This window comes from Cohnella sp. GCM10027633 (genome assembly GCF_042675445.1).
Lineage (GTDB): Bacteria > Bacillota > Bacilli > Paenibacillales > Paenibacillaceae > Cohnella.
This window is the reverse complement of sequence record NZ_JBHTGV010000003.1, coordinates 208,284-231,976: the sequence shown is the minus strand read 5'-3', so window position 1 is coordinate 231,976 and position 23,693 is coordinate 208,284. Positions and strand designations below refer to the sequence as shown.

The 23,693-nt window shown below is 58.4% G+C and carries 24 protein-coding genes; 13 read left to right on the top strand and 11 right to left on the bottom strand.

Translation table 11 applies throughout. The features are described from left to right. Nucleotides 1-6 precede the first annotated feature (6 nt). Nucleotides 7-525, bottom strand: coding sequence for a type 1 glutamine amidotransferase domain-containing protein (locus ACFQZG_RS10165; protein ID WP_378152013.1), 519 nt, complete (start codon nucleotides 523-525; stop codon nucleotides 7-9). Nucleotides 526-640: 115 nt separating this feature from the next. Between ACFQZG_RS10165 and ACFQZG_RS10160 the strand changes: the two genes are divergently transcribed. The 5 genes from ACFQZG_RS10160 to ACFQZG_RS10140 all read left to right on the top strand — a co-directional run bounded on the left by ACFQZG_RS10160 (nucleotide 641) and on the right by ACFQZG_RS10140 (nucleotide 4,030). After that, entirely contained in the window at nucleotides 641-1,066 is a 426-nt protein-coding gene (locus ACFQZG_RS10160; RefSeq protein ID WP_378152012.1) for a VanZ family protein, read from the top strand. A gap of 74 nt (nucleotides 1,067-1,140) precedes the next feature. Beyond that, nucleotides 1,141-1,551, top strand: coding sequence for a hypothetical protein (locus tag ACFQZG_RS10155; RefSeq protein ID WP_378152010.1), 411 nt, complete (start codon nucleotides 1,141-1,143; stop codon nucleotides 1,549-1,551). Between the two features lie 102 nt (nucleotides 1,552-1,653). Continuing rightward, nucleotides 1,654-2,016, top strand: a complete 363-nt coding sequence (gene ytxJ, locus ACFQZG_RS10150; protein WP_378152008.1) for a bacillithiol system redox-active protein YtxJ — start codon at nucleotides 1,654-1,656, stop codon at nucleotides 2,014-2,016. A 129-nt stretch (nucleotides 2,017-2,145) separates the two neighbouring features. Beyond that, on the top strand, nucleotides 2,146-3,156 hold the full coding sequence (ccpA, locus tag ACFQZG_RS10145; protein WP_378152006.1) for a catabolite control protein A: 1,011 nt from the start codon (nucleotides 2,146-2,148) through the stop codon (nucleotides 3,154-3,156). Nucleotides 3,157-3,328: 172 nt separating this feature from the next. Continuing rightward, nucleotides 3,329-4,030 (top strand): 5'-methylthioadenosine/adenosylhomocysteine nucleosidase, encoded by a 702-nt coding sequence (locus ACFQZG_RS10140; protein ID WP_378152004.1) that lies wholly within the window; start codon nucleotides 3,329-3,331, stop codon nucleotides 4,028-4,030. A 221-nt stretch (nucleotides 4,031-4,251) separates the two neighbouring features. Here the strand turns inward: ACFQZG_RS10140 and ACFQZG_RS10135 are convergent, their stop codons facing one another. Together ACFQZG_RS10135 and ACFQZG_RS10130 are read right to left on the bottom strand one after the other, a co-directional pair. Beyond that, nucleotides 4,252-5,442, bottom strand: a complete 1,191-nt coding sequence (locus tag ACFQZG_RS10135; protein WP_378152003.1) for an acetoin utilization protein AcuC — start codon at nucleotides 5,440-5,442, stop codon at nucleotides 4,252-4,254. Between the two features lie 20 nt (nucleotides 5,443-5,462). Beyond that, nucleotides 5,463-6,095, bottom strand: a complete 633-nt coding sequence (locus ACFQZG_RS10130; RefSeq protein ID WP_378152001.1) for a GNAT family N-acetyltransferase — start codon at nucleotides 6,093-6,095, stop codon at nucleotides 5,463-5,465. Nucleotides 6,096-6,302: 207 nt separating this feature from the next. Here ACFQZG_RS10130 and acsA point away from each other — a divergent pair, with 207 nt between their 5' ends. Beyond that, complete coding sequence (gene acsA / locus ACFQZG_RS10125) at nucleotides 6,303-8,030, top strand: acetate--CoA ligase (RefSeq protein WP_378151999.1); 1,728 nt, start codon at nucleotides 6,303-6,305, stop codon at nucleotides 8,028-8,030. A 131-nt stretch (nucleotides 8,031-8,161) separates the two neighbouring features. On the opposite strand, the gene ACFQZG_RS10120 is transcribed toward acsA, so the two are convergent. Beyond that, complete coding sequence (locus ACFQZG_RS10120; protein ID WP_378151997.1) at nucleotides 8,162-11,257, bottom strand: transglycosylase domain-containing protein; 3,096 nt, start codon at nucleotides 11,255-11,257, stop codon at nucleotides 8,162-8,164. 92 nt (nucleotides 11,258-11,349) lie between these two features. Then, on the bottom strand, nucleotides 11,350-12,978 hold the full coding sequence (locus tag ACFQZG_RS10115) for a response regulator transcription factor (protein ID WP_378151995.1): 1,629 nt from the start codon (nucleotides 12,976-12,978) through the stop codon (nucleotides 11,350-11,352). Here ACFQZG_RS10115 and ACFQZG_RS10110 point away from each other — a divergent pair. Then, entirely contained in the window at nucleotides 12,946-13,254 is a 309-nt protein-coding gene (locus ACFQZG_RS10110) for a hypothetical protein (protein WP_378151993.1), read from the top strand. The genes ACFQZG_RS10115 and ACFQZG_RS10110 overlap by 33 nt on opposite strands. 84 nt (nucleotides 13,255-13,338) lie before the next feature. On the opposite strand, the gene ACFQZG_RS10105 is transcribed toward ACFQZG_RS10110, so the two are convergent. The 3 genes from ACFQZG_RS10105 to rpsD form a co-directional block, all read right to left on the bottom strand. Continuing rightward, complete coding sequence (locus ACFQZG_RS10105) at nucleotides 13,339-13,845, bottom strand: ferritin (RefSeq protein ID WP_378151991.1); 507 nt, start codon at nucleotides 13,843-13,845, stop codon at nucleotides 13,339-13,341. Between the two features lie 65 nt (nucleotides 13,846-13,910). Continuing rightward, the gene (locus tag ACFQZG_RS10100; RefSeq protein ID WP_378151989.1) at nucleotides 13,911-14,135 is read right to left on the bottom strand and encodes a DUF1450 domain-containing protein; all 225 of its coding nucleotides are present in this window, start codon (nucleotides 14,133-14,135) and stop codon (nucleotides 13,911-13,913) included. A 145-nt stretch (nucleotides 14,136-14,280) separates the two neighbouring features. After that, entirely contained in the window at nucleotides 14,281-14,880 is a 600-nt protein-coding gene (rpsD, locus tag ACFQZG_RS10095; protein WP_378151988.1) for a 30S ribosomal protein S4, read from the bottom strand. Nucleotides 14,881-15,219: 339 nt separating this feature from the next. Here rpsD and ACFQZG_RS10090 point away from each other — a divergent pair, with 339 nt between their 5' ends. From ACFQZG_RS10090 to ACFQZG_RS10070, 5 genes are all read left to right on the top strand, one after another. Next, complete coding sequence (locus ACFQZG_RS10090) at nucleotides 15,220-17,196, top strand: diguanylate cyclase (RefSeq protein WP_378151985.1); 1,977 nt, start codon at nucleotides 15,220-15,222, stop codon at nucleotides 17,194-17,196. Between the two features lie 335 nt (nucleotides 17,197-17,531). Next, entirely contained in the window at nucleotides 17,532-18,263 is a 732-nt protein-coding gene (locus ACFQZG_RS10085) for a hypothetical protein (RefSeq protein WP_378151983.1), read from the top strand. 43 nt (nucleotides 18,264-18,306) lie between these two features. After that, nucleotides 18,307-19,422 (top strand): aminopeptidase, encoded by a 1,116-nt coding sequence (locus ACFQZG_RS10080; protein WP_378151981.1) that lies wholly within the window; start codon nucleotides 18,307-18,309, stop codon nucleotides 19,420-19,422. An 84-nt stretch (nucleotides 19,423-19,506) separates the two neighbouring features. Next, entirely contained in the window at nucleotides 19,507-19,746 is a 240-nt protein-coding gene (locus ACFQZG_RS10075) for an HPr family phosphocarrier protein (RefSeq protein ID WP_378151979.1), read from the top strand. A gap of 165 nt (nucleotides 19,747-19,911) precedes the next feature. Beyond that, complete coding sequence (locus ACFQZG_RS10070) at nucleotides 19,912-20,202, top strand: Fpa/YlaN family protein (RefSeq protein ID WP_378151977.1); 291 nt, start codon at nucleotides 19,912-19,914, stop codon at nucleotides 20,200-20,202. A 44-nt stretch (nucleotides 20,203-20,246) separates the two neighbouring features. Here the strand turns inward: ACFQZG_RS10070 and cax are convergent, their stop codons facing one another. Beyond that, nucleotides 20,247-21,305, bottom strand: a complete 1,059-nt coding sequence (cax, locus tag ACFQZG_RS10065) for a calcium/proton exchanger (protein ID WP_378151975.1) — start codon at nucleotides 21,303-21,305, stop codon at nucleotides 20,247-20,249. 183 nt (nucleotides 21,306-21,488) lie between these two features. Between cax and ACFQZG_RS10060 the strand changes: the two genes are divergently transcribed. Then, nucleotides 21,489-21,866 carry an Asp23/Gls24 family envelope stress response protein gene (locus ACFQZG_RS10060; RefSeq protein ID WP_378151973.1) on the top strand — a complete coding sequence of 126 codons (378 nt, stop codon included), beginning with the start codon at nucleotides 21,489-21,491 and terminating at the stop codon, nucleotides 21,864-21,866. 79 nt (nucleotides 21,867-21,945) lie between these two features. On the opposite strand, the gene ftsW is transcribed toward ACFQZG_RS10060, so the two are convergent. Then, nucleotides 21,946-23,103: a putative lipid II flippase FtsW gene (gene ftsW, locus ACFQZG_RS10055; RefSeq protein ID WP_378151971.1), complete on the bottom strand. Its 1,158-nt coding sequence runs from the start codon at nucleotides 23,101-23,103 to the stop codon at nucleotides 21,946-21,948. Between the two features lie 16 nt (nucleotides 23,104-23,119). Continuing rightward, entirely contained in the window at nucleotides 23,120-23,467 is a 348-nt protein-coding gene (locus ACFQZG_RS10050) for a YugN family protein (RefSeq protein ID WP_378151969.1), read from the bottom strand. Nucleotides 23,468-23,693: the final 226 nt, after the last annotated feature.

The following is a 23,693-nucleotide window of genomic DNA, read 5'->3' as shown; positions in this document are numbered from 1 at the left end:
TCGGCATTAACGGCCGAACAGCAGGTCGCAGAACGCCTTCGCGTAAGGCGGCAGATCGGGCGGCCTGCGAGCGGAGACGATGTTCCGGTCGATGACGACCGCTTCGTCGATCCACTGCGCGCCAGCGTTCTCCATGTCGTCGCGGATACCCGGCGTCGACGTCACGAACCGGCCTTGCAGGATTTTCGCGGAGACGAGCACCCAGCCCGCATGGCAGATCTGGCCGATCGGCTTCCCTTGCTCGTCCATCTTCCGGATGAAATCGAGCACGCGCGCGTCGCGCCTGATCTTGTCCGGCGCCCAACCGCCCGGAACGAGCACGCCGTCGAACCGATCCGCGTCCAAGTCTTCGTAGCCGATGTCCGCGATGGCAGGGACGCCGTATTTGCCGATATGCTTGCGGCCCTTCTCGGGTCCGGCGTACAGCACTTCCGCGCCTTCTTCGCGCGCGCGGTAGACCGGATACCAGAGTTCTAAATCTTCGAATTCGTCGTCTAGCAAACATACGACGCGTTTCAATGTCATGGGGATCGACCTCCGATTCGTAATGGCTTGTCATCGTAACGTTGAATTCCTCCGTCATTGTATCAAATCTTGGCCGATCATTCACGCGGATAGGCCGCGAAAGGCGTGTATTCTCATGAAATATTGGCGCTATGTTCCCGCAGTCGCGATCATGGTCACCATCTTCGTCCTCTCGTCGCGGACCGGCGATCAGATGGACAGCTGGCTCCCTTGGGCGCAGCGTTATGCGCCGTTCCTGAGCGACTTCAATCCGATGCATTACGTCGCTTACTTCGGCTTGGCGCTGGCGATCGCATTCGGCCAGGGCGCGAGCGCCCTGACGCTGGGAGGCGCGCTGCTGAACGTCACGATCTGCGTCGCGTACGGCCTCTCCGACGAATGGCACCAATCGTTCGTGCCGAGGCGTTCGCCGGACGCCGACGACCTGCTGCACGACGCGATCGGCGCTGCCGTCGCGGCGGCGCTCGTCTATGCGATCGGAAGCTGGTTCGTTTACCGGAGATCCCGCCGCTCCGGCGGTTCCAGAATTTACACCCGTTAACGAAGAAGGAATTCAAGCCGCATAGGCCGAATTGAGTAGGGCAAGCTCTTTTTTTTCGTAAGGAGAGAGACCCGTTGCTTAAAATGTGCTCATGCGGCGAACAGATGGCTTTATCGCTGCGTACCGTTATTTTCGCGAAAAAAGTGAATATCACGAACGTCCCCGTCTACAGCTGCTCCCAATGCGGACGCAACGACGTGTTCCACGGCGTGAAGGACGACGTCGGACGGCTCATCAGCCAGCTCGGAGCCGTGTCGGATTCCCGAAGCATTCCGTTCGACGAAGTGCACGAGTGGGCCGGCGTGCTGACCGGCATGCGGACGCAGTTGAAAACGCTGCAACCGTCCGATGTCGCGCGGGCGACCGAGGAACGAACGAACCAGCTATTGGATTTGCTTAACTTGGCGACGGCGCTCGGCGACGAAGCGTGGAAGGAAGAGCTTCGCTCCCGTCTGTCCCAGCTAAGCGCGCAATACATATCGTAGCACCGGTCGGGAAGGCGATACGCGCCTTCCCTTTCGTTTTGCTTCGCTGCTTCTTTTCTGCTACGATTGTTGAATACGAACAGTTCAGAGGAGGTTGCCGACATGGCAAGTTTGCAGCAGTTGACGAGCTTGGAGCAATGGGAGCAAGCGTTGCAAGGGACGTCGGGATCGGGGAAGCCGCTGCTCGTGTTCAAGCACAGCACGACCTGTCCGATCAGCGCGGGCGCCCATGAAGAATTGACGAAATACGTCGAAGACGCCCATGGCGGACCTGTCGATTTCGCGCTCGTGCGCGTCATAGAGGAGCGGCCGGTGAGCAACGAGATAGCCGAACGGCTCGGTGTGAAGCACGCATCGCCGCAGGCGATTCTCGTGAAGGACGGCCAGGCGGTATGGAACACATCCCACTGGCACATTACTTACGCGGCGCTGTCGGAACAGCTCGGCGAGCCGAAGCAAGGCTAATCTAGCGATTTACATCTATTGAACCTCATGTCAGATTGCTAAACATGAGGTTTTGTCGTATGATTACCTTATTAATCCACGATCGGACAAGCGTTACCCCTCCGGTCCCGAACATTGGAGCGAATACTTGTGACGGTAACCATTTACGACGTAGCGCGCGAAGCCGGCGTATCGATGGCGACGGTATCCCGCGTCGTCAACAACAATCCGAACGTCAAACCGCAAACGCGCAAGAAAGTATACGAAGCGATCGAACGGCTCGGCTATCGGCCTAACGCGGTCGCGCGGGGATTGGCCAGCAAGAAGACGACGACCGTCGGCGTAGTCATTCCCGACATCGCGAACGCGATCTTCGCGGAAGTCGCCCGCGGCATCGAAGATATCGCCAATATGTATCACTACAATATTATTCTCTGTAACGCCGATAAGCGGAAGGACAAGGAGATTCGCGTCATCAACACGCTGCTCGAGAAGCAGGTTGACGGACTCTTGTTCATGGGCGGCGCGGTGACGGACGATCACGTGCAAGCGTTCAAGACGTCTAACGTGCCGATCGTTCTGTGCGCCACGACGGACGAGAAGGGCGTCATCCCTTCCGTGGACATCGACCACGAAGCTGCCGCGTTCGACGCGGTGAACCGGTTGATCGCGGAAGGACACCGTTCCATCGCGATGATCAGCGGCACGCTGCAGGATCCGGCGAACGGCTACGCGAGATACCAAGGCTATAAGCGCGCCCTCGATCAAGCGGGCATCGCTTATCGCGAAGATTACGTGCGCGTCGGCAACTACCGGTATGAATCCGGCATCGACGCGACGCAATACTTCCTCGGCTTGTCCGACCGTCCGACGGCGATCTTCGCCGCGACGGACGAGATGGCGATCGGCGCGATTCACTGCATCCAGGACTCGGGCTTGTCCGTCCCAGAAGACGTATCCGTCATCAGCGTCGACAACAGCCGCATCTCTTCGATGGTGCGTCCGCTGCTGACGACGGTCGCGCAACCGATGTACGACATCGGCGCCGTGTCGATGCGTCTACTGACGAAGCTGATGAAGAAGGAAACGGTCGAGAACGCGAAGGTTACGTTGCCGCATGAGTTGATCTTGCGCCGCTCAGTCGCCGCTCCGAGAGCGTAATGTAATTACGAACATGCCCTGCGCCGGATTAACCGCCGGCGCGGGGCTTTTGTATGAAGTTAAGTCGCGTCCCGCGGGGTGCGGCATTTGGGATTCATGCAGTGAGAGTTAGTCTAACTGCAGGCGAGGAATACTGATAGGGGTTCGTCATATAAGGGGAAGGAAGATCATCGTGTCTTACGCAACGATCGGCATCATCGGTGCCATGCAAGAGGAGATCAAGCTGTTGCTCGCGCACATGGGCGACTCGCAATCGGAGCAGCGCGCGGGCTTGACGTATTATCGCGGTACTTTCCACGGGCGCAATGTCGTGTTGACGCAGTCCGGCGTCGGGAAGGTCAACGCGGCGGTATGCACGCAAATCTTGATCGATAAGTTCGGCGCGGACGTCGTCTTGTTCACCGGCGTCGCCGGAGCGGTCGATCCTGAGCTGAACATCGGAGATATCGTCATCTCGTCGAGCAGTCTGCAGCATGACGTGGACGTTACCGCGCTCGGCTTCCCGCGCGGGACGATTCCGTACCAAACGGTGTCCGAATATGCCGCGGACGAAGGACTCGTGAGGCTCGCCCAAGCGGCGGGAGAGAAACTGTTCCCGGGACGGCTGCGTACGGGCAAAGTACTGTCCGGAGATCAGTTCATCGCAGACCGCGAGGTTGTAAGAGGATTATACGAGGAATTAGGCGGCGCATGTACGGAGATGGAGGGCGCTTCGGTTGCCCAAGTGTGCCATATGAACGGGATTCCTCATGTCATCATCCGCTCGATGTCGGATAAGGCCGACGGATCCGCGCACGTAAACTTCTCCGAGTTCACCGTCGAAGCCGCTGACCGGTCGTTCGCGATCGTCAGCGAGATGGTACAAGGGATGTAAGATACATAGGAACGCAAGACAAGCTGCCCGCGAGGGCAGCTTGTTTGGATTCGCATATGATTGCTGTTTGCGATAGAAGTGACTCGCCGCGACCGCGCTACAACGTGTCTCGATCGTAATTTCGCCTCAGCAACTCGCCTCCGCGCTACAACGCGCCTTGATCGAAATTCCGCCTCAATAACTCACCGCCAACGCCCTATTGCGCTGCAAACCGCCGCATGTCACCCCAGATGCTGAAGCGCGATGTCCAACATCGCCTTGTTCTTCTCGGTAATCTCCGTCCGACGGGGCATCGGCGTCCAAGCCGCGACGTCGTCGAGCCACGTGCCAGGCAGGTCGCGAGGGCGGCTCGGCCCGTCGATCGACGGCCAGCCGTCCGGCAACCGTCCGCCCAGAGGCGACCGGTCGATCTCCTCGAGCAGCGGATGCTCGGACATCTCCAGCCACAGCAAGCTCCACGCTCGCGGGACGACGCGCCAATGGTCGTATCCGCCGCCGCCGAGGGCGATCCACTTGCCGCCTGCGTGCCGGTCGGCCAGCTCGCGGATGAGGCGAGGCATCTCCCGATAGATGCGCATGCTGCAATGGACGTGGGCGAGCGGGTCGAACGCGTGAGCGTCGCAGCCGTGCTGGCTGACGATGACGTCCGGCTTGAAGGCGCTTACCGCTCGCTCGACCCCGATGCGGAACAATTCGAGCCACGAGTCGTCCTCGGTGTAAGGCTCGACCGGCAAGTTCAAGCACGCGCCGTAGCCGGACGAATGGCCGCGCTCGTGATGGAAGCCGGTGCCGGGGAACAGGAATTTGCCCGTCTCGTGGATCGATAGCGTGAACACGTCGGGATCGTCGTAATAGAACCATTGCACGCCGTCGCCGTGGTGTACGTCCGTATCGATGTACAAGACGCGGGCCCCGTAACGTTCGCGAATCCGCGAGATCGCCGCAGCCGCGTCGTTGAACACACAGAAGCCGGCTGCCTTGTCCGGGAACGCGTGATGGAGTCCGCCCGCGAGATGCAGCGCCCTGTTCGTCGCGCCGGACATGACGGCCTCGGCCGCCGCGAGCGAGCCCGCGACGACCTGAAGGGACGCGGCCTCCATGTCCTCGAAGGAAGGCGTGTCGCCGTCTGCGTCTAAGCCGTACTTCGCGGCGTCGCGTAACGCTTCTGCACTAGGAGAGCTTGCGCTCAGCGCCGCGACGGCGTCGACGTAGTCCGTCCGATGAATGCGAGAGACGATCTCCCGCGCTTCTTCGATGCCGGCGGGAGCCAGCGCCCGCGAGACGTCCAGAGCGCCGCTCATGCGCAGCAGTTCTTCCGCGAGCGCGAGACGAATCGGGTGGAACGGGTGCTGCTCGGAGAAACGATAACGCCCGGAGGCGGTGTTGTCGATCCATAAGGCTCTGGCACTCAAGTGTGTCGCCTACCTTTCCGTTAATACATGAAGCGCTGGCGGAACCGGACGCGGTCGAACTTCTCCGCGGAGGAGAGCGGTACGTCCTTGCCGATCCGCACCATAAGGCAGTTCGCTGGATGCGCGCATATTTCCGGGTCGTCCGTCGCGAACCAGACCATGCCGACGGACTTCATCAGCTTCTCCATCATTTCGCGGTATTGCCATACGTTCAGGCCGCTGCCTTCAAGGTCCCAATGCCAATAGTACTCCGTCGTGTACACGATCATATTGTCCAGCTGGCCATGCTCGAAGGCGGACATGATCATCGTCTTGCCGAGGCCGAAGCCGCGGTAGGCGTCGGCGACTTCGATGGCGCCGAGCTCGACGAGATCGTCCATGCCGCCTTCGGACCAGCGTTCCATCTCGTCCGGGTAATGGAACGTGACGTAACCGACGATCAGATCGTCCTCCCGGGCGACGATGATTCGGCCTTCGGGCAATTCGGCGATCTCGATGAGCGCCTTCTTCTGCTCGGCCGGCCTGCGGAAGGCGTCGAGATCGGGATGCATCTTCCAGTCTGCGAGCGTGCCGGCGGGGACGGGGCCTTCGACGACGAACGAGCGCCCGTCGCGTTCGATCTGGAGCCGGACGTATCTTTTGATGTGTTCCATGCCGAGCTCCTTTCCGTATAACCGGTCGTTGATACGTCAATTGTAGCATATTTTAACCCTAGATTTGCTTAATTTCCCCGATATGCGCTATGTAGAACGACGGTTGTCTATGTTATAATGACTGTGGCAAAGGGGAACATCGCGATTCTCCGATTCATGTAAGCGCATTCGTTATCGAATGTCTGCAACCCAATGGGAAGGTGATGGATGGTGACACTGCAACAAGACGAGAAGTTGCCGGTAACGGCGACCGTATCCAACATGCAATCGTACGAGGAAGCAGTAAAGACTTTTTCATGGGCAGACATCGAGAAGCAGTTCTCTTGGGCGACGACCGGCAAGGTGAACATGGCTTATGAAGCGATCGACCGTCACGTCGAGAACGGCAAAGGCGACAAGATCGCGCTCCATTACAGCGACAACAACAGAGACGAGAGCTATACGTACGCGGAGCTGTCGAAGCAATCGAACAAGTTCGCCAACGTGCTGCGCGGACTCGGCGTGAACCAAGGCGATCGCGTCTTCATCTTCATGCCGCGCACGCCGGAGTTGTACTTCGCATTGCTGGGCGCGCTGAAGATCGGCGCCGTCGTCGGGCCGTTGTTCGAAGCGTTCATGGAGACGGCGGTGCGCGACCGACTGCAGGACAGCGGCGCGGTGGCGATCGTCACGACGCCGGCTCTCGTCTCGCGCGTACCTCGCGCGGAGCTTCCCGAGCTGAAGCACGTTATCGTATACGGCGACAACGTGGAGGCGGGTGAAGGCACCGTCGACTTCCGTCAGGCGATGGCGGGCGCTTCCGAGGTAGCGGAGCTTGCGTTCGTAGGTCGCGAGGACGGACTTATCCTACATTATACGTCGGGTTCCACGGGCAAGCCGAAGGGCGTATTCCACGTGCAGAACGCGATGATTCAACATTATCATACGGGACGCGTCGTGCTCGACCTGCGGGAAGACGACGTCTACTGGTGTACGGCCGACCCGGGCTGGGTTACGGGCACGTCCTACGGCATCTTCGCGCCATGGTTGAACGGCGTGACGAACGTCGTGCGCGGCGGACGCTTCAGCCCGCAAGATTGGTACGCGACGCTGCAGAAGTACAAGGTTACCGTCTGGTATAGCGCGCCGACCGCGTTCCGCATGCTCATGGGCGCCGGCGACGACGTCGTGAAGGGCTTCGATCTGTCGAGCCTGCGCCACGTGCTGAGCGTCGGCGAGCCGCTGAATCCGGAAGTCGTCCGTTGGGGCAACAAGGTGTACGGCCAACGGATCCACGATACGTGGTGGATGACGGAGACGGGCGGTCAGCTCATCTGCAACTATCCGAGCATGCCGATCAAGCCGGGCTCGATGGGCAAGCCGATTCCGGGCGCGCAAGCGGCCATTATCGACGATCAAGGCAACGTTCTGCCGCCGCTGCGGATGGGCAACCTCGCCATTCGTACGCCATGGCCTTCGATGATGCGCAAGATCTGGAACAATCCGGCGAAGTACGAGGAGTACTTCCGAATCCCGGGCTGGTACGTCTCCGGCGACTCCGCGTACATGGACGAAGAAGGCTACTTCTGGTTCCAAGGCCGCATCGACGACGTCATTAACACGTCCGGCGAGCGCGTAGGGCCGTTCGAAGTCGAGAGCAAGCTGGTCGAGCACCCGGCCGTAGCCGAAGCGGGCGTCATCGGCAAGCCCGATCCGCTTCGCGGAGAGATCATCAAGGCGTTCATCTCGCTTCGCGAAGGCTACGAGCCGTCCGACGAGCTGAAGGCCGAAATCTCGAAGTTCGTGAAGGAAGGGCTGTCCGCGCATGCTTCGCCGCGCGAGATCGAATTCAAGGATAAGCTGCCGAAGACGCGCAGCGGCAAGATCATGCGCCGCGTGCTGAAGGCTTGGGAGCTGAACCTGCCGACCGGAGATCTATCCACGATCGAAGATTAAGGCATATTCCATTCCGATAACGCAGCCAAGGAGCAGGGCCTAAGGGCTCTGCTCCTTTTTTACCTGCCATCTCTACGAACAAGGGCTGCCGCCGGTCGATACGCGACCGGGCGACAGCCCTATACGACGTTCTATTCCACTTTGGCTTGCACCGCGCCGGACGGCGCGGACGTTGCGCCCGATTCGCTTACGGCGGTAATATAATACCAGCTGTTCGCCATCGGGGACAGGAGCTCGAGTCCCGTCGAGTCCGTCGTTCCGAGCAGCTTGTATTTGCCGTCGGCGGTCGGGCTGCTCCACACTTGGTACTGCACGATGTTGTCGCCGGACGGATTGGCGTTCCACGTCAACGTGACGGTTACCGCAGTCCCTTGCGCTTGAAGTCCTGTCGGCGCCGCAGGGGCCGTCACGTCGGGGTCGGTACCCGGCATCGGAATGTCGCCAGGATCGGTCTCGTCCGGCGGCAGGTTCGGATCGACCTCCGAAGGCAGTCCGTCCGCCGTCTGCGGTTCGCTCGGCGCCGATTCGTTGCCGGCGACGTCGACCGCGGTGACGTAATAGCTATAGCCGATGCCCGGCGTAATGTAGTTGATGAACTTCGGTTCTTCTCCCGTCGGAACGGAAGCTTCGACCTTAGCGTAAGGTCCGCCGTTCATCGAACGGTACAACCGGTAGCCCGCGACGTCTTCCTGCTGGCTCGGCGTGAACGTCACGCGGACCGTTCCGTCGCCGAGCGACTCGACCGCGATTTGCGAGACCTGCGCCGGCGGAGCGCCGTCGTCGACCCGAGGGTCGGTCTTCGAAGGCGCGCTCTCCGATGCATCCTTCGGCAGGTAGTATCCAAGCGGCTTGCGGGTCGCCTTGTCCGTCTTCTCGATCTTCACCTTCAGATCTTCCATCAACGCGTCCAACGGCACTTCGCGTTTCACCATGACCGCTTCCCGAAGCAAGTCTTCAGGCGTCGTCGGGAGAGGCAAGTAATTGACGCCGTTATACGAGATGTACTTCAGCTTCACGAGCGCGTCGTCTTCTTCGGTCGGAAGGAACTTCCGGTTGAAAATATCCGAAACGAGCTTGCCCGCCTCCTTGGTCAATTCGGTCGGAAGCTTGCCGCTGACGCTCGAGACGGTCATCGTCACGAGGCCGTCCGGCTTCTCGAACGCTTCCGTCTTGAGTAATTCGGGCTTCTTCTCCATGACGGCGTTCATGATGTCCGCCCAGATGACTCTCGCGCGGCTGCGGCTGTCCTGGGACAGCGCGTTCGTCGCTTTCTCGTAGCCGATCCAGACGCCGAGCGTCACGTCGGGGGTATAGCCTTCGAACCAGACGTCGCCCGCGATCTGCGTCGTACCGGTTTTACCGACGATCGGAATTTTGCCGTAACCCTTGAATTGGGTTTTGAGCGATTTACCGGAGCCGTCCTTGACGACCGTTCGCATCATGTCCGTCATCTGGTAGGCCGCTTGCTCCGAAGCGACGCGCTGCGGATCCGGCTTGTGCTTGAACACGATTTCGTCGTTCGGGTCGCGGATTTCCTCGATCAGATACGAATCGTTGAATACGCCTTGGTTGGCGATCGCCGCGTAGGCGTTCGTCAGCTCCTCGACCGTCGTTCCGTACGTCAGACCGCCGATAACGCCGGTCTGGGCCGAGTTGTCTCGATCGACGAGAGTCGTGATGCCGAGCTTGCGGACGTACTCCCAGCCTTCCTGGATCGTCAGCTTGTTCAGGAAGATCTTGATCGCGGGAATGTTATAAGAGTTGTTCAGCGCGTCGCGCGCCGTTACGAGACCCGAATACTTGTCGTTGAAGTTTTTCGGAATATGATAGCCGCCCGTACCCGTCGACAAAATGACCGGCGAGTCGTCGATAATGCTGGCGGGTTGAATCAAGCCTTTGTCCAGCGCCGGCAAGTAGGCGGCCAGCGGCTTCATCGCGGATCCCGGCTGGCGCGTCATCTGGGTCGCGTAGTTCATCTGCTCGATATGGAAGTCGCGGCCTTCGATCATGCCGAGAATGGCGCCCGTCTTCTGGTCGATCATGACGCTGGCCACTTGCTCGACGCCCTTGGTCTTATGATCCGGCGCGAAGTTGTCCGGATTCTCCGCGATTTCGTGCATGAGATCGTACACTTTCTTGTCGATCGTCGTCGTGACCTTATAGCCGCCGCGAAGAAGTTGGCCGCGCGCGTCCTCGATGAGGGCGGCGTTCTCTTTGTCCTTCAGGTCTTCCTTCGTCAGCTCCGGATTTTGCAGCAGGACGAGTTGCTCCGCCGCTTGGCGCTCCGCTTCGAGCATCAAGTACGGATACGTGTTGTAGGCTTTCTCCGTCGGCTTGGCGAGAGAGCTGTACAGATCGAAGGCGAGCGCTTCCTCGTACTCCGCTTTCGTGATTTTCGATTCCTCGAGCATCCGGCGGAGGACGAGCTTCTGACGCTCGACGGCGCGCTTGAAGTTCCTCTCGTTGAATTCTCCCTTGCCGTTGAACGCCGAGTAGACGGAAGGGAGCTGCGGAACGCCCGCGAGGTAAGCCGCCTGCGCGATGTTCAGGTCGTCCAGCTTGTCGACGTCGAAGATGCCCTTCGCCGCCGATTTGATGCCGTAGACCTGATAGCCCGACGAACCGTTGCCGTACGGAATTTTATTTAAGTAGGCCGTTAGAATTTCTTCTTTGCTAAGGAACCGTTCCAAGCGCATCGACAGGAAGATTTCCTTCGCCTTCCGGCTGGACGTCTGGTCCAGGCTCAGGAAGACGCGGCGCGCGACTTGCTGGGTAATGGTGCTTCCCCCGGTTTGGACGCTTTCGTTCAATAGCTGTTGCTTGACCGCGCGGAACAAGCCGTTCGAATCGACGCCGTTATGGGTGAAGAAGTTTTTGTCCTCGATCGCGATGACCGCGTCTTCAATCGTCTTCGGAATTTGATCGTACGTGATCGGGGTCCGATCTTCTTCCGTGCGCAATTGGCCGACCGGCGTGCCGTCGTTGAAATAGACGTATCCGGTTATGGCGTTCTCGGAAATTTTCTGTTCGATGATGCTGCGCGGCCGAACCGGGTCGTCTTTGACGAGCGAAGCGATATATCCGGTTACCGCGCCCGCGGCGACCAAGCCGCCGAGCAAGCCGAAGAACACGAGCCATAGCACGGTGAAACCGGCGATTTTGCCCGCTGTCGCGAAGCCTTGTCCCTTGCGAGGCGACGGTGGCGCATGTTGTTTCGTATCTGACATTCGGGTAGCCTCCTTCAACAAACAGAACTATTATAGCACATTTACCCAACGTGTGAATTGTTCCGAGGGGAGGAGGGACGTACGCGAAGGCGCTAACGGTTGTCTCCGTAAGCGAGCTTCCGGTATTCGTTCGGCGAATGATCGGTCAGTTTCTTGAACACTTTGCTGAAATATTTCTCGTCCTGGAAGCCCAGCCTCTCGGCGACGAGCGAGATCCGGAGCTGCGTGTCGGCAAGCAGCCGCTTGGCTCGATCGACTCGGACGCGCGTAATGTAATCGGTCAGATTCTCGTTCATCTCTTGCTTGAATTTCCGGGAGATGTATTCCCTGCTTAGGAAAAAACGGTTGGAGATGTCCTGGAGCGACAGTTCCTCGTGAAGGAATTGTTCGATGTACTTGGCGATCGCCCGCATCGCGCTCGGCTGGTTCCCGTCGTCCGATGCGAGCCGCTCCATAAGCAATTCGGATTCGTCGAGGAAACCTCGCTTCCATTGGACAAGGTTGAAGTCGAGACTTTCGTTAAGCACGGCCGGCATGTTCCATTCGTCGGCATCCCGGCGGGAGACGTCGCCCGGCGACGTATCGTTCGTCCACATCCTGCCCGCCAGCCGGAATTCCTGCCACCATTGGCGCAGTTGGTCGAGCGTAATGGATTCGGCCTGTTCGATCGCCTTGAACCAAGGCTCGTAGGCGCTCGCCAACTGGTCCTTGTCGCCGCTCTGAACGGCATAGCGCACGCGCTGCTCGTACTCGGCGAAGAAGACGGCGCTTCTGGCAGCCCCGTCTTCCGACGGAAGGGATACGAACGCTTGCACGAGGCTCCGACTCTGCAGCAGGTTGCGCTGCCGGATGCTATGTCTCGCGCTTCGATATGACGCGTCAAGCTGCGCGGGGAAAGCCGCCTCCTCTCCGAGGCCGATGGCGAACCGGGCATTCAGCGCCTTATGGATGCCTTCGTTGATCTCGTGCAGCAGCGCTTCCGCTCGGTCGAGCCGGTCCCATAGGACGATGGCGATCTCGTTATCTTGTCCGCGGTAACGGAACGCGTAGCCCGCGTTGACGGATCGAAGGAACTCGTTGCATACGTTCGCCAGCGAATAGTAGAGCAAGTCGCGGGAAGACGAGAACTTGGCGCGAATGGACGGAGGGCCGAGCTCGAGACTGAGCACGGCGACCCTTGCGCGCGCGACCGGCTCGCGAATGCCGAAGTGCTGCTCGAGCGTCGCTTGAATCGAGGCGTACTCGGCCGGCTCGCCGATCAGCTTGGAGAAGTATTGATCCAAGTAGACGGGCTTCAGCCGGTTCATCTCCATGTTCCGGTTGCGTTCCGCGCAGCGCGCTTCTTCCTCGGAAGTCCAGTCGCGGATCGCCTTCGTCAGCGCTCCGAGCAGCTGCGATTCCTCGATCGGCTTGAGCAAATAATCGCGGCCGCCATACTTGACGGCATGCCTGACGTACGCGAAGTCGTCATGGCCGCTGATCACGATCACCTTGCTCGAAGGCGCGTGGAGCGCCGTCCATTCGAGCAGTTGCATGCCGTCCATGTTCGGCATCATCATATCGGTGAAGATGATCTCGGGGCGTTCGGCCCGGATGAGATCGATCGCGGATAAGCCATCCGTCGCTTCCAGCACGAGCGCGACGCCGAGCCGCTCCCAGGGCACGAGCAGCTTGATCGCCTCGCGAACGTGCCATTCGTCGTCTACGAGCAGTACCTTCATGATGTCGTCAGCTCCTCTTCGAGCGGGATGCGCAAGCTGACGCGCAAGCCAGTCGGTTCGATGTTGGCCAGCACGATCGGCGCGATCGCGGGAGACTTCTCGTTGTTCGCTCAAGCGAATCCGGCGCAAGTCAAGGGCTGGCATTGGGATCGCTTCCCGGACGGCATCACGCAGCAATGGGGCGTCGCGATGCAAGCATATCTCGGCAAGCACTCGTCCGCCGACGATCTGCTCGGCAAGCTCGACAAGGCTGTGGCGGACATCGTGAAGCGTTAAGCTAAGCGATACCCCGATTAACGCAACGAAGGCTCTCCCCGTCATCCAAGGATGAAGGGAGAGCCTTTACTAATAGAAGTAACGTTATTCGGCCGCCGGCGGCGTGAAGGTGCGTTGGGCGAATTCGGCGTCGAGCATGAAGAAGGCGTTGCTGTCCTTGTCGATGCGCTTCAGCTTGTTGATGATGCTATCGAACATCGCTTCTTCCTCGACTTGCTCGTCGACGAACCACTTCAGGAATTGCATCGTCGCATGCTCGCGGTCGTTGAGCGCGAGGTCGGACAGGTGATAGATGCGCTTCGTAACTTCTTTCTCGTGCTCGTAGGCGTGCTCGAACGCGTCCAGGATGGAGGCGTATTCGTTGTTCGGCGTCGGCATGCCGTCCAGCGTCGCGCGCTTGCCGCGATCGTTCAGGAACTTATAGATCTTCATGCCGTGGAATTTCTCTTCTTCGGCTTGAACCATGAAGAAGTTGGCGAATCCGTCGAGGCTCTCGCCGGAGCAGTAGGCCGCGATCGCGAGATAGACGTGCGCGGAGTATAACTCGAAGTTCATCTGTTCGTTCAAGGCTTGGCTTAACGAATCTTTCATGGTACGTGCACCCCTTCGCGGATATTGTCGGAACATCTATCCGCATTGTACCATAAATCGCCATGTCATCCTATTCGCTGCTTCAGCTTCTCGTACAGCGCGTCGGGCGTCGGGGCGACGATGACTTCGGCTTTGCCGATCTTGACGATGCATTGTTTCGTGCACAGCCTGCATTCTCCCAGACAATCTTTCTTCTTCTGTTTCATCTCGGGGAACTCGGACTTCAGCGTCTTATAGACCGCCTTGGATCCGTGCTTGAAGTTCCTGCAACAGAACTTGATCTTCCGCACGGGCGCACCTGCTTCCGGGTCGAATTTGCATTCCATTGTCAATGATAGTAATTCTCATTCTCATTGTCAACGGCCGAACGAGCCGGATAGCAAAAAAAAACCACCCCGACGGCGTCGGGATGGTTTCTCGGAATGACGGTTGCGATTAACGGCTGTAGAATTCGACGATTTGCTTCTCGTCGATGTCTTGGGACAGCTCGCCGCGGTCCGGCAGGCGAAGGAACGAGCCTTCGGAAGCGTTCGCGTCGAAGCTCAGGTAGCCCGGCAGGTGATGACGGCCTTCTTGCGCTTCTTTAATCGATTTCATCGCGCGGCTGCGCTCGCGCAGACCGATCTTATCGCCGACTTGCACCGTGTAGGACGCGATGTCGACTTTCTTGCCGTTGACCGTTACGTGGCCGTGGGAGACGAGCTGGCGCGATCCCGCGCGGGAGTTCGCCCAACCGAGACGGAACACGAGGTTGTCCAGGCGGCTTTCGAGCAGGAACATGAAGTTCTCGCCCGCTTTGCCTTCGAGCTTGGAAGCACGATCGAACAAGTTGCGGAATTGTTTCTCGTTCAAGCCGTACATGTGGCGAAGCTTTTGCTTCTCGGCGAGCTGCAAGCCGTAGCCGCTGATTTTGCGACGCGTGTTAGCGCCGTGTTGTCCCGGAGGGAAAGGACGTTTCAGTTCTTTGCCGGAACCGCTCAGGGAAATGCCGAGGCGGCGGCTCAGTTTAAACTTAGGACCTGTATATCTTGACATGTTAGAAAGCTCCTTTTTCAAAACGAGTTTGTTTTTTGAAAATGGGGTTCCATTGCGCGAATTTCTCCATAACCGATCGGGATCGATTCCTGGCAGGGATGTTCAGCCGCAGCCCGCAGGCGGGAAATTCGAGAGGGTGTCACAAAGTCAAGACCCGCAATAATCAACAACTAATATTATAAGAAATTACGGGCTGAAGTCAAGTGAAAACGTTCCGAGACGACGACTGAAAAAATAAGCCTTTTGACCATGGACTTACGATCTATTTAGTGCAAAAATCATGATTTCATTGTATAGTTAAAGTAATTAGGACATCGGTATCGGCTGGAGGTGTCGGGATTGGCCCATAATCGCAAATCTTCTCAACTTACTGGTCTGGCGCAACTCGACATTCCATCCCGCACCCGGCAACAGCTGCCCGGCTGGCTGCAAAAACAAGACTTAACCGAGGCGGACATGCCTTATTCGCACGCCTTGCTCGCCGGCAGCTTCGAAGATTGGCTCGAAGAGGTCGACGGTTTCCCTTGGCTCGGAGGACAGATCGCCTTGATTCATCCGGACGGGACGACCGTTCACGTTATCGGCGACGAAGAACAGGGGACCCATCCATTCGCGCGCCGCGCGGACGCGCACGGCACGAACGCGGCGACCGTCGCCATCGAGACGTGCCGCCCGACGCTCATGCGCGGCGAAGAGCATACGACGAGCGCGCTGAAGCCGTACGACTCCATCGCGGTGCCGATCTTCACTCGCTCCACGGGCATTCCTTGCGCTTTGATCGCTTGCTTGCTGCCGGCGGGAGAAGCGCACGCCGGAGAGCTGAAGCTGCTGCAAGCGGCCGCGCTTCATTACCGCAATTGCCTCTACCGGCGGTTCGAGAACATCTTCGTCGGCGGCATGCTGATCGAGCAGAAGCTCTCGCAGAAGGAAGAACGCAGGCGCGATATTCTATTCGACGTCATGAGAAGGCTCAACGACCATATCGACGTCGAGAACGTGCTGTCCGAGGTGCTGGACAGTCTGGAGCAATTGTACCCGATCTGCAGGGCGGACCTGTTCCTCTCCCAAGATTATAATAGCCATAACGAGAAAGTTAAACCGCTCGCGTTCCACCTCACGAACATGGATCTATGCAAGCAGGCGTTCCTGGAAGGGCAGATTCGCGATTCTGTAGCGGACGGGCGCCATCAGCTGGCGATCCCGTTATCGGGCAAGCAGGGCGTCTACGGCGTCCTTCGCCTGGACTTGCCGGAGAACGAATTCGACGATGCGGACATTCGCTTCCTGTCGCTGCTCGCGGCGGCGGCCGGCACGGCGTTCGAGAAGGCGAAGCTGCACGAGCAAGCGAACGTGCTGATCGGAGAGCTGCGGCTTATCAACGAGCTGACCCAGCGGCTGAACCGAAGCTTGAAGCTGACGGATACGATGCAATTCGCTTCGACCGAGCTGCTTAATATTTTCCAATCGGACTTCTGCTGCATATACCAGTACGATATGGCGAGCAACCGATTCGTCGTCATGTCGTCGAACGTGCCGGAGATGACCGGGGAGTCGTATCCGATCGATAACGGCTTCTGCGGCGTGCTCTGGTCGACGAAGGAGCCGATCATCCTGTCCGACTACCGGTCGGCGACTCCGGTCAGCTCGCAGCTGATGGAGTTAACGGGCTCGCGGTCGCTGCTTGCGTCTCCGCTGCTGCTCAACGGCGACGTTATCGGCGCGGTCATGATCGCGAAGCGGGAACCGAATCATTTCTCGTACGACAACTATAAGCTGCTGCAAGTGTTGTCCGCCCACCTCGGTCTGGCGATGTCCAACGCGACGTTGCACGCCGAAGTGCGCAGGATGGTCATTACCGACAACTTAACCGGCTTGTTCGCTCGCCATTACTTGAACGAGCGGATAGGCCGCAAGCAGCTTCGCGATCATTCCGGCTCGCTCATCGTCGTGGACATCGACCACTTCAAGCGGGTGAACGATACGTACGGCCACCAAGTCGGAGACGACATTCTTACGCAAGTAAGCGGCATTATCCGCTCCTCGATCAGGGATAGCGACATCGCGGCGCGGTGGGGCGGCGAGGAGCTGGCGATTTACTTGCCGCTGCTCAGCCTGGAACAGACCGAGCGCGTGGCCGAACGCATCCGTCATAGAGTCGAGAGCGAGACGAACCCGCAAGTAACCGTCTCGTGCGGCATCGCCGAATGGCGGTCCACGGACGATAAGGTCAGCGTCGAGTCGCTGTTCTACAAGGCGGACATGGCGCTCTACGACGCGAAGCATCAGGGCAGGAACCGGATCGTGGTTAGCGCGTAATATGGATTAGATTGTAGGCCGGGCGGCGTAAGCTGCCCGGTTTTTATCGTCGTTGGGGGGAACTCTGTCGCCGCTCGCGGGTTCGCGGCCGGAATAACGCCATGACATAACGCTAATTCGCCGCTCGCGGGTTCGCCGCCGGAATAACGCCATGACATAACGCTAATTCGGCGCTCGCGGGTTCGCGGCCGGAATAACGCTATCACATAACGTTAAATTGCCGCTCGCGAGTTCGCCGTCGGAGTAAAGTCGGTTCGTGCAGTTCAAAGACGCGCCGCTTCCCTTGCATAACCCCCCGACGCCGGGACACGATACGTGACAGGAGGTGATCGGCCATGCGCCATCCCGTAATGTCCCGCCTTGCGCTCTCCGGAGCGGCGCTCCTCTGCCTGCAAGGCTGCCTGGCCGCCGAGCCGGGCAACATGCCCGCCGACGAGGCGTTCGCCTTGTCCGCATCCGCGCTGTCCGGGAGCGAGAGATACGGACTGTCCGGCGAAGTGTCGGTGCTCGACGCGAGCGGACTCGTCGCGAATCGCTTGTCTTACGAAGGCGAAGTGACCGAGCACGACAATGTCACGGTGCAATGGAAGAACGTGAACGCGAAGTCGGCCCAAACCGGCCAAACGAACAGCTACGAGCCGCTTGAATTGTTGGAAGCGATCAAAGGCAAATCGGCGTCGATCGCTTACCGGAAAGCCGAGGTCGGCGGCAACGCGGACGAAGTGAGGTTCGCGATCAAGCTGGACGGCGACGTCGCCAAGCGCCGGATCGCCGATCAACTGCGCAAGGAGCTGACCGCGATAGGGGAAGACAAGATGCTGCTGGGCCGCAAGCCCGAGCAGTCGGCGAACGTGTTGAAGGAAGCGAAGGCGACGCTTGAGAACGTCCTCGGCGGCTTGAAGGTAACGACGGAATGCCAGTGGACCGCGAACAAGCGCACGTGGTTTCCGACGCGGCTTCAGGAAGATACGTTGCTCGAATACGAGTGGAAGGGAAAGCCGTACAAGGAGAAGCGGCTATCGGTTACGAATTTTCGCGCGGGCTCGCGAAATGGTACAATGGATTAGCAACTTAGATTAACGATAGATGACGAGGAGATGGATTGATCCCATGCGCGATCCGCGATTCCAGAAGCTGGCGGCCAACTTGGCCGGATACTCCGTCAAGGTACAACCCGGAGACAACGTGCTGATCGAGATGATCGGCTCCGAGAGGGAGCTGTTGAAAGCCCTTATCGAGGAAGTCGCGAAGCTCGGCGGCCGTCCGTACGTCGAGATCGAAGACCGTTCCGTGCTGCGCACGCTGCTTAACAACGCGACGCCGGAGCAGATCGAGACTTGGGCGGCGTACGATCTGGAACGAATGAAGCAGATGCAAGGCTATATCGGCATTCGCGCCGGCGAGAACGCGAGCGAGCTCTCGGACGTGCCGTCCGACAAGATGAAGCTGTACGACAGAGGCCACCGTCATCCGGTACATATGGAGCAACGAGTCAAACGTACGAAATGGGTCGTCCTTCGCTATCCGAACACCGCGATGGCGCAATTGGCGAATATGAGCACGGAAGCGTTCGAAGACTTTTACTTCGACGTGTGCAATCTCGACTACGCCAAGATGGACAGGGCGATGGATCCCTTGCAGGAGCTCATGCAGCGGACCGACAAGGTTCGTATCGTAGGGCCGGGAACCGACCTGTCGTTCTCGATCAAAGGCATCGGCGCGCAGAAGTGTTCCGGCGAGCGCAACATTCCGGACGGCGAAGTATACTCTTGCCCGGTGCGCGACTCCGTCAACGGCAAGATCTCGTACAATACGCCGAGCGTCTACAACGGATTCACGTACGAGAACATTTCGTTCGCGTTCGAGAACGGCCGCATCGTCGAAGCGACGGCGAACGATACGGACCGCATCAACTCGCTGCTCGACAGCGACGAAGGCGCCCGTTATATCGGCGAATTCAGCCTCGGCTTCAACCCGTATATTTTGCATCCGATGAAAGATACGCTGTTCGACGAGAAGATCGCCGGCAGCCTTCACTTCACCCCGGGGCAAGCGTACGAAGTGACCGACAACGGCAACCGTTCCTCTATTCATTGGGACTTAGTGCTAATCCAACGACCGGAATACGGCGGCGGAGAAGTGTACTTCGACGACGTGCTCATCCGCAAAGACGGCCTGTTCGTCGTGCCCGAGCTGGAAGGACTTAACCCGGAAGCATTGAAATAAATGGCTTCTCCCCCTTGCACGAGTTCGCCTGATCAAGGTATGATGGGGAAGAGATCGAACAGCCTATATCCTGGAGGGATTCCCATGTCTAACAACGCGGCAATTGTGGAACTGTCCCAAACCGCTAACAAGTTCCGTTCTTCCATCGTTCTGCAAGCCGAGAACAAGTACATCGATGTGAAGAGCATCCTCGGGTTGTTCACGACGCTCGTAGGCAATCTCGCTTATGAACTGCACGTTCACGGGCCGGATGCGGAAGAAGCGAAGGAAGCGCTCGGCGCCGTATTCGCGAAGCATAACCTGAACGTTAAAGTCGTGGAATAATAACTACGTTCGGATACGAACCGGAAACCCCTCGTCCAATTCGGGCGAGGCGGTTTTTTTCGTTGTATGGATGAAAATAACGGATATGCTCCACCTGTCCTTGTGCTTCCGCTCAATATCGTCTAATATGAAAGGGATGGTAGTTAGGGCACAGGGGGAGTGGGAATGGCTTCATCGGACACTATGATTCACCTGAACCAGAAGGCGCAGCGTCTGCTTCAGGAAGATGCCGACAAAATCGAAAAGTTGATCGCCATCCAGATGGAAAATCTGGCGACCCGCAAATGCCCGCTGTATGAAGAAGTGCTGGACACCCAAATGTACGGCTTCTCGAGGGCGGTCGATTTTGCGGTGCGCACCGGATTGATAGAGGAAGGCGCAGGCAAGCAATTAGTTAGCCAGCTCGAACGTAACCTGGCTCTGCTATACGAAGCGATGGAACGCAAAGAAGAGTAGCTCGCGCTACTCTTCTTTTTTTTGCCTATGGGGCGGTTCGCCGGTTAGACGAAGTAGAACGAGACGCCGAGTATGGCGTATACGATCAAGAGCAGCTTGCCCTCGTACCAGGTCGTCGAGCCGTCCCTGGAGATGGAAGTCGCGATGAACGCGGCGACACCGATCGCGGCGAGCTCGATCGTCGTGAAGATGAGGTTCATCTGGTCCTCGAACAGCAAGCTGACGAAGACGAGCACCGGCGCGACGAACAAGGCGATCTGCAGGCTGCTGCCGACGGCGATCTCGACCGCCGCGCCCATCTTGTTCTTAAGCGCCAACATGACGGCCGCGCTATGCTCCGCGGCGTTGCCGACGATCGCGACGACGAACGCGCCGACGAACAAGTCGGACAAGCCGAAGCGGGACGAGAACGTGTCGAGCGTATGGACGAGCCATTCGCTGATGAAGGCGACCATTACGGTGGCGACGACGAGCAGGATGATCGACATGCCCTTCGACCATTCCGGCTCTTCGCCGTGGTCGGCTTGCGTGTCGACGTGATCCTCGAGCATGTCCTTGTGCGTGAACATCGAGTAGATGAGCCAGCCGATGTAAGCCAAGATCAAGAAGCCGGCGACGATCAGGCTGAGCGTCATCGTGTTGTCGTCGGAGATGTGCTCGGTCTTCACGAAGATCGCCGGGATGAACAGGGCGATGACGCCTAGCAGCATCAAGGAAGCGTTCTGGCCGGCCAGATGGACGTTGAACTTCTGCTCCTTGTACTTCAGGCCGCCCGCGAACGCGCTGACGCCGAGCACGAGCAACAGGTTGCCGATGATGGCGCCCGTCAAGCTCGCCTTGACGATCTCGAACAACCCTTCCTTGATCAGGAAGATGGAGATGATGAGCTCGGCCGCGTTGCCGAACGTCGCGTTCAGGAAGCCGCCCAGACGCTGTCCGGCGTAATGCGCGACCGACTCGGTCGCCTTGCCGAGCAAGCCGGCCGCGAATAGAATCGCCAAGCCCGCGAAGCCGAACTCGACCGCCGCGCCCCAATGCGCGTAATGGGAGATGGCGCTTAGCAGGAAAGTCGCGATCAATAGCGGGAAGAACAGTTTTTTCAAGTGCGTGCACCTCGACCGTTAGAGTGTAATCTTCATTATTTCCAATCCCTACTATAACTAATAGGGCGCGATTCGTAAACCGAATCTGAGCCGAATGGGGATAGCTGGAAACGCAGACGGTTGATTTATTGCGTGGACTTCCATTACAATGTAAGCATTACAGGTTCGGGAGAGTGGGCCGCCATGACGGAAGAGCAGCAAGGATTAATACGGATTTCGGACGACGTAGTCGCCACCATCGCCGGGTTAGCGGCACTGGAGACGCCGGGAGTGGCCGCGATGTCGGGCGGGATCTCCGAAGGGTTGGCCAAGCGTCTGAGCGGGCGCAACGCGCAAAAAGGGGTGTCCGTCGAAGTCGGTCAGCTCGAAGCGGCCATCGACTTGCGTATCGTCGTACAATACGGCATTCCGATCCAAGAGGTCGGTCGCCGTCTGCAAGATAACGTTCGCGAAGCGGTAGAGAACATGACCGGCCTTCGCGTCGTCGAAGTGAACGTGAAGGTGGAAGGCGTCGCGTTCCGCGATGAAGAGACGGAAGAAGCGGCGCATCGCGTCAAATAATGAAGGCATTAAGACCAAAAAACGTGATCGGCGATTGTGCGCCCGAATCACGTTTTTTTGGTCTGTAGCGATAATTATACTAGGATGCCTTGTGAACGCGGTTATATTCCCTGGAGATGCTAAGCAGAACGCCCATCGCCATCAGCATCATGAGCATCGACGATCCGCCGTAACTGATGAACGGCAACGTAACGCCGGTGACCGGGATGGCGCCGCTGACGCCGCCCATATTGATGAGCGCCTGAATCGCGATCAGCGATACGATGCCGATGCCGACGAGCGTACCGTAGATGTCCGGGCAGCGCAGCGAGATGATCAGCGCGCGCCATAGGAATAACAAGTAGAAGAGGACGAATATCGTCGTTCCGATGAAGCCGAGCTCCTCGCCGATAACGGCGAATATGAAGTCGTTGTATGCGTAAGGCAAGTAGAACAGCTTCTGCACGCTGTTGCCGAGACCCTGGCCCGTCAGGCCGCCGTGACCGAACGCTTCCAGCGAGCGAGTCAGGTGGTAGCCGATCCCTTGCTGGTCCGCCAGCGGATCCATGAAGGAGAGGAAGCGGTCGAAGCGGTAGCCGCCGTCGAAGTCCGGGTTGAACAGCAGGTACACGCTTGTCCCTAGCGCGGTCAGACCGAGCATGATCGCGGCCGACATCATGATGTGCTTCAGGTTCGAGCCTCCGGCGATGACGATCGCGGAAGCGCATAGAACGAGGATGACGCATGATCCGAAATCCGGCTGGAGCATGATGAGGAAGGCGAAGAAGCCGACGACGATCATGACCGGAAGCAGCCCTCGCTTGAATTCGCGGAATTTCTCGTCCTTCTTGGCGATGATCGCCGCGAGGTATAGAATGACGGCGAGCTTGGCGAACTCCGTCGGTTGGATGCCGAAACCGCCGATGCCGATCCAGCTGCGCGCTCCGTTAATGTTGTCCGCGGTGAAAGGGACGATCATGAGCAGCGCGAGCGTCCCGAAGAAGAGGAGAACGAACAGCTTCTTGTAGCGTTCGTAATGGATGTTCATCATGATGAGCATCAATAACGTTCCGAGTCCGGCCCACATGAGCTGTTTCTTCGTGAAAAACAAAGCGTCGTTGCCAAAGTCCTTGTCAACGACGGTCATGCTGGAGCTCGCGCTGAAAACCATGACTAGGCCGAAGCCTACGAGCAGGAGCGTAAGTATGAGCAGCAAAAAATCTGGCGTGCCTCGCGTGCCGCTGGACGGGGTACTCATCCCTGTCTCCCCCGAATCATTTGGATAGCAGCGTCTTCAAGTCCTGAACGCGTTGCGTCGCGACGTTCAGAATCGGTTGAGGAATCGGCGACTCGTAGTCGAGTCCGTGCGGGAACGTCGCGCGTCCGATGTAGACGTGCTCGATCTCGAGAATCGCGTCGGGGTTCTCGAGCTTGCCTTCGATCGCGCGCGTCGTGATGCGCAGGAAGTAGTCTTCGCCTTTGGCGCGGTCTTGCAGCTTCAGATCATATGTAGCGCGATAATATTCCCACTGCCAACGCACGAAGCCGAGCTTCTCGGTCGATTCGTCGAGGTGGCCCAAATCGCTGCGTACGCCGATTAATCCCGTATTGTCAAGTAACATCTGTAAATCCTCCTTCGGAAGGTCGCAAACAAGCTTTATTCCCTTCCATGATAGTCGGTTTGCAAGTCTTCTGCAAGCCCGCCGACGGTCGCAAGTTCGAACGTTCATTGACAAAGTTCTCCTGCGCGCCCAATCCCGCGGTTACGGAGGAGGCCGCTATCTGTTACAATAGTACAAATGGTTAGAGTTCAGAAATCCGGTTATCAGCACCGAGAAGGTTGAAAGA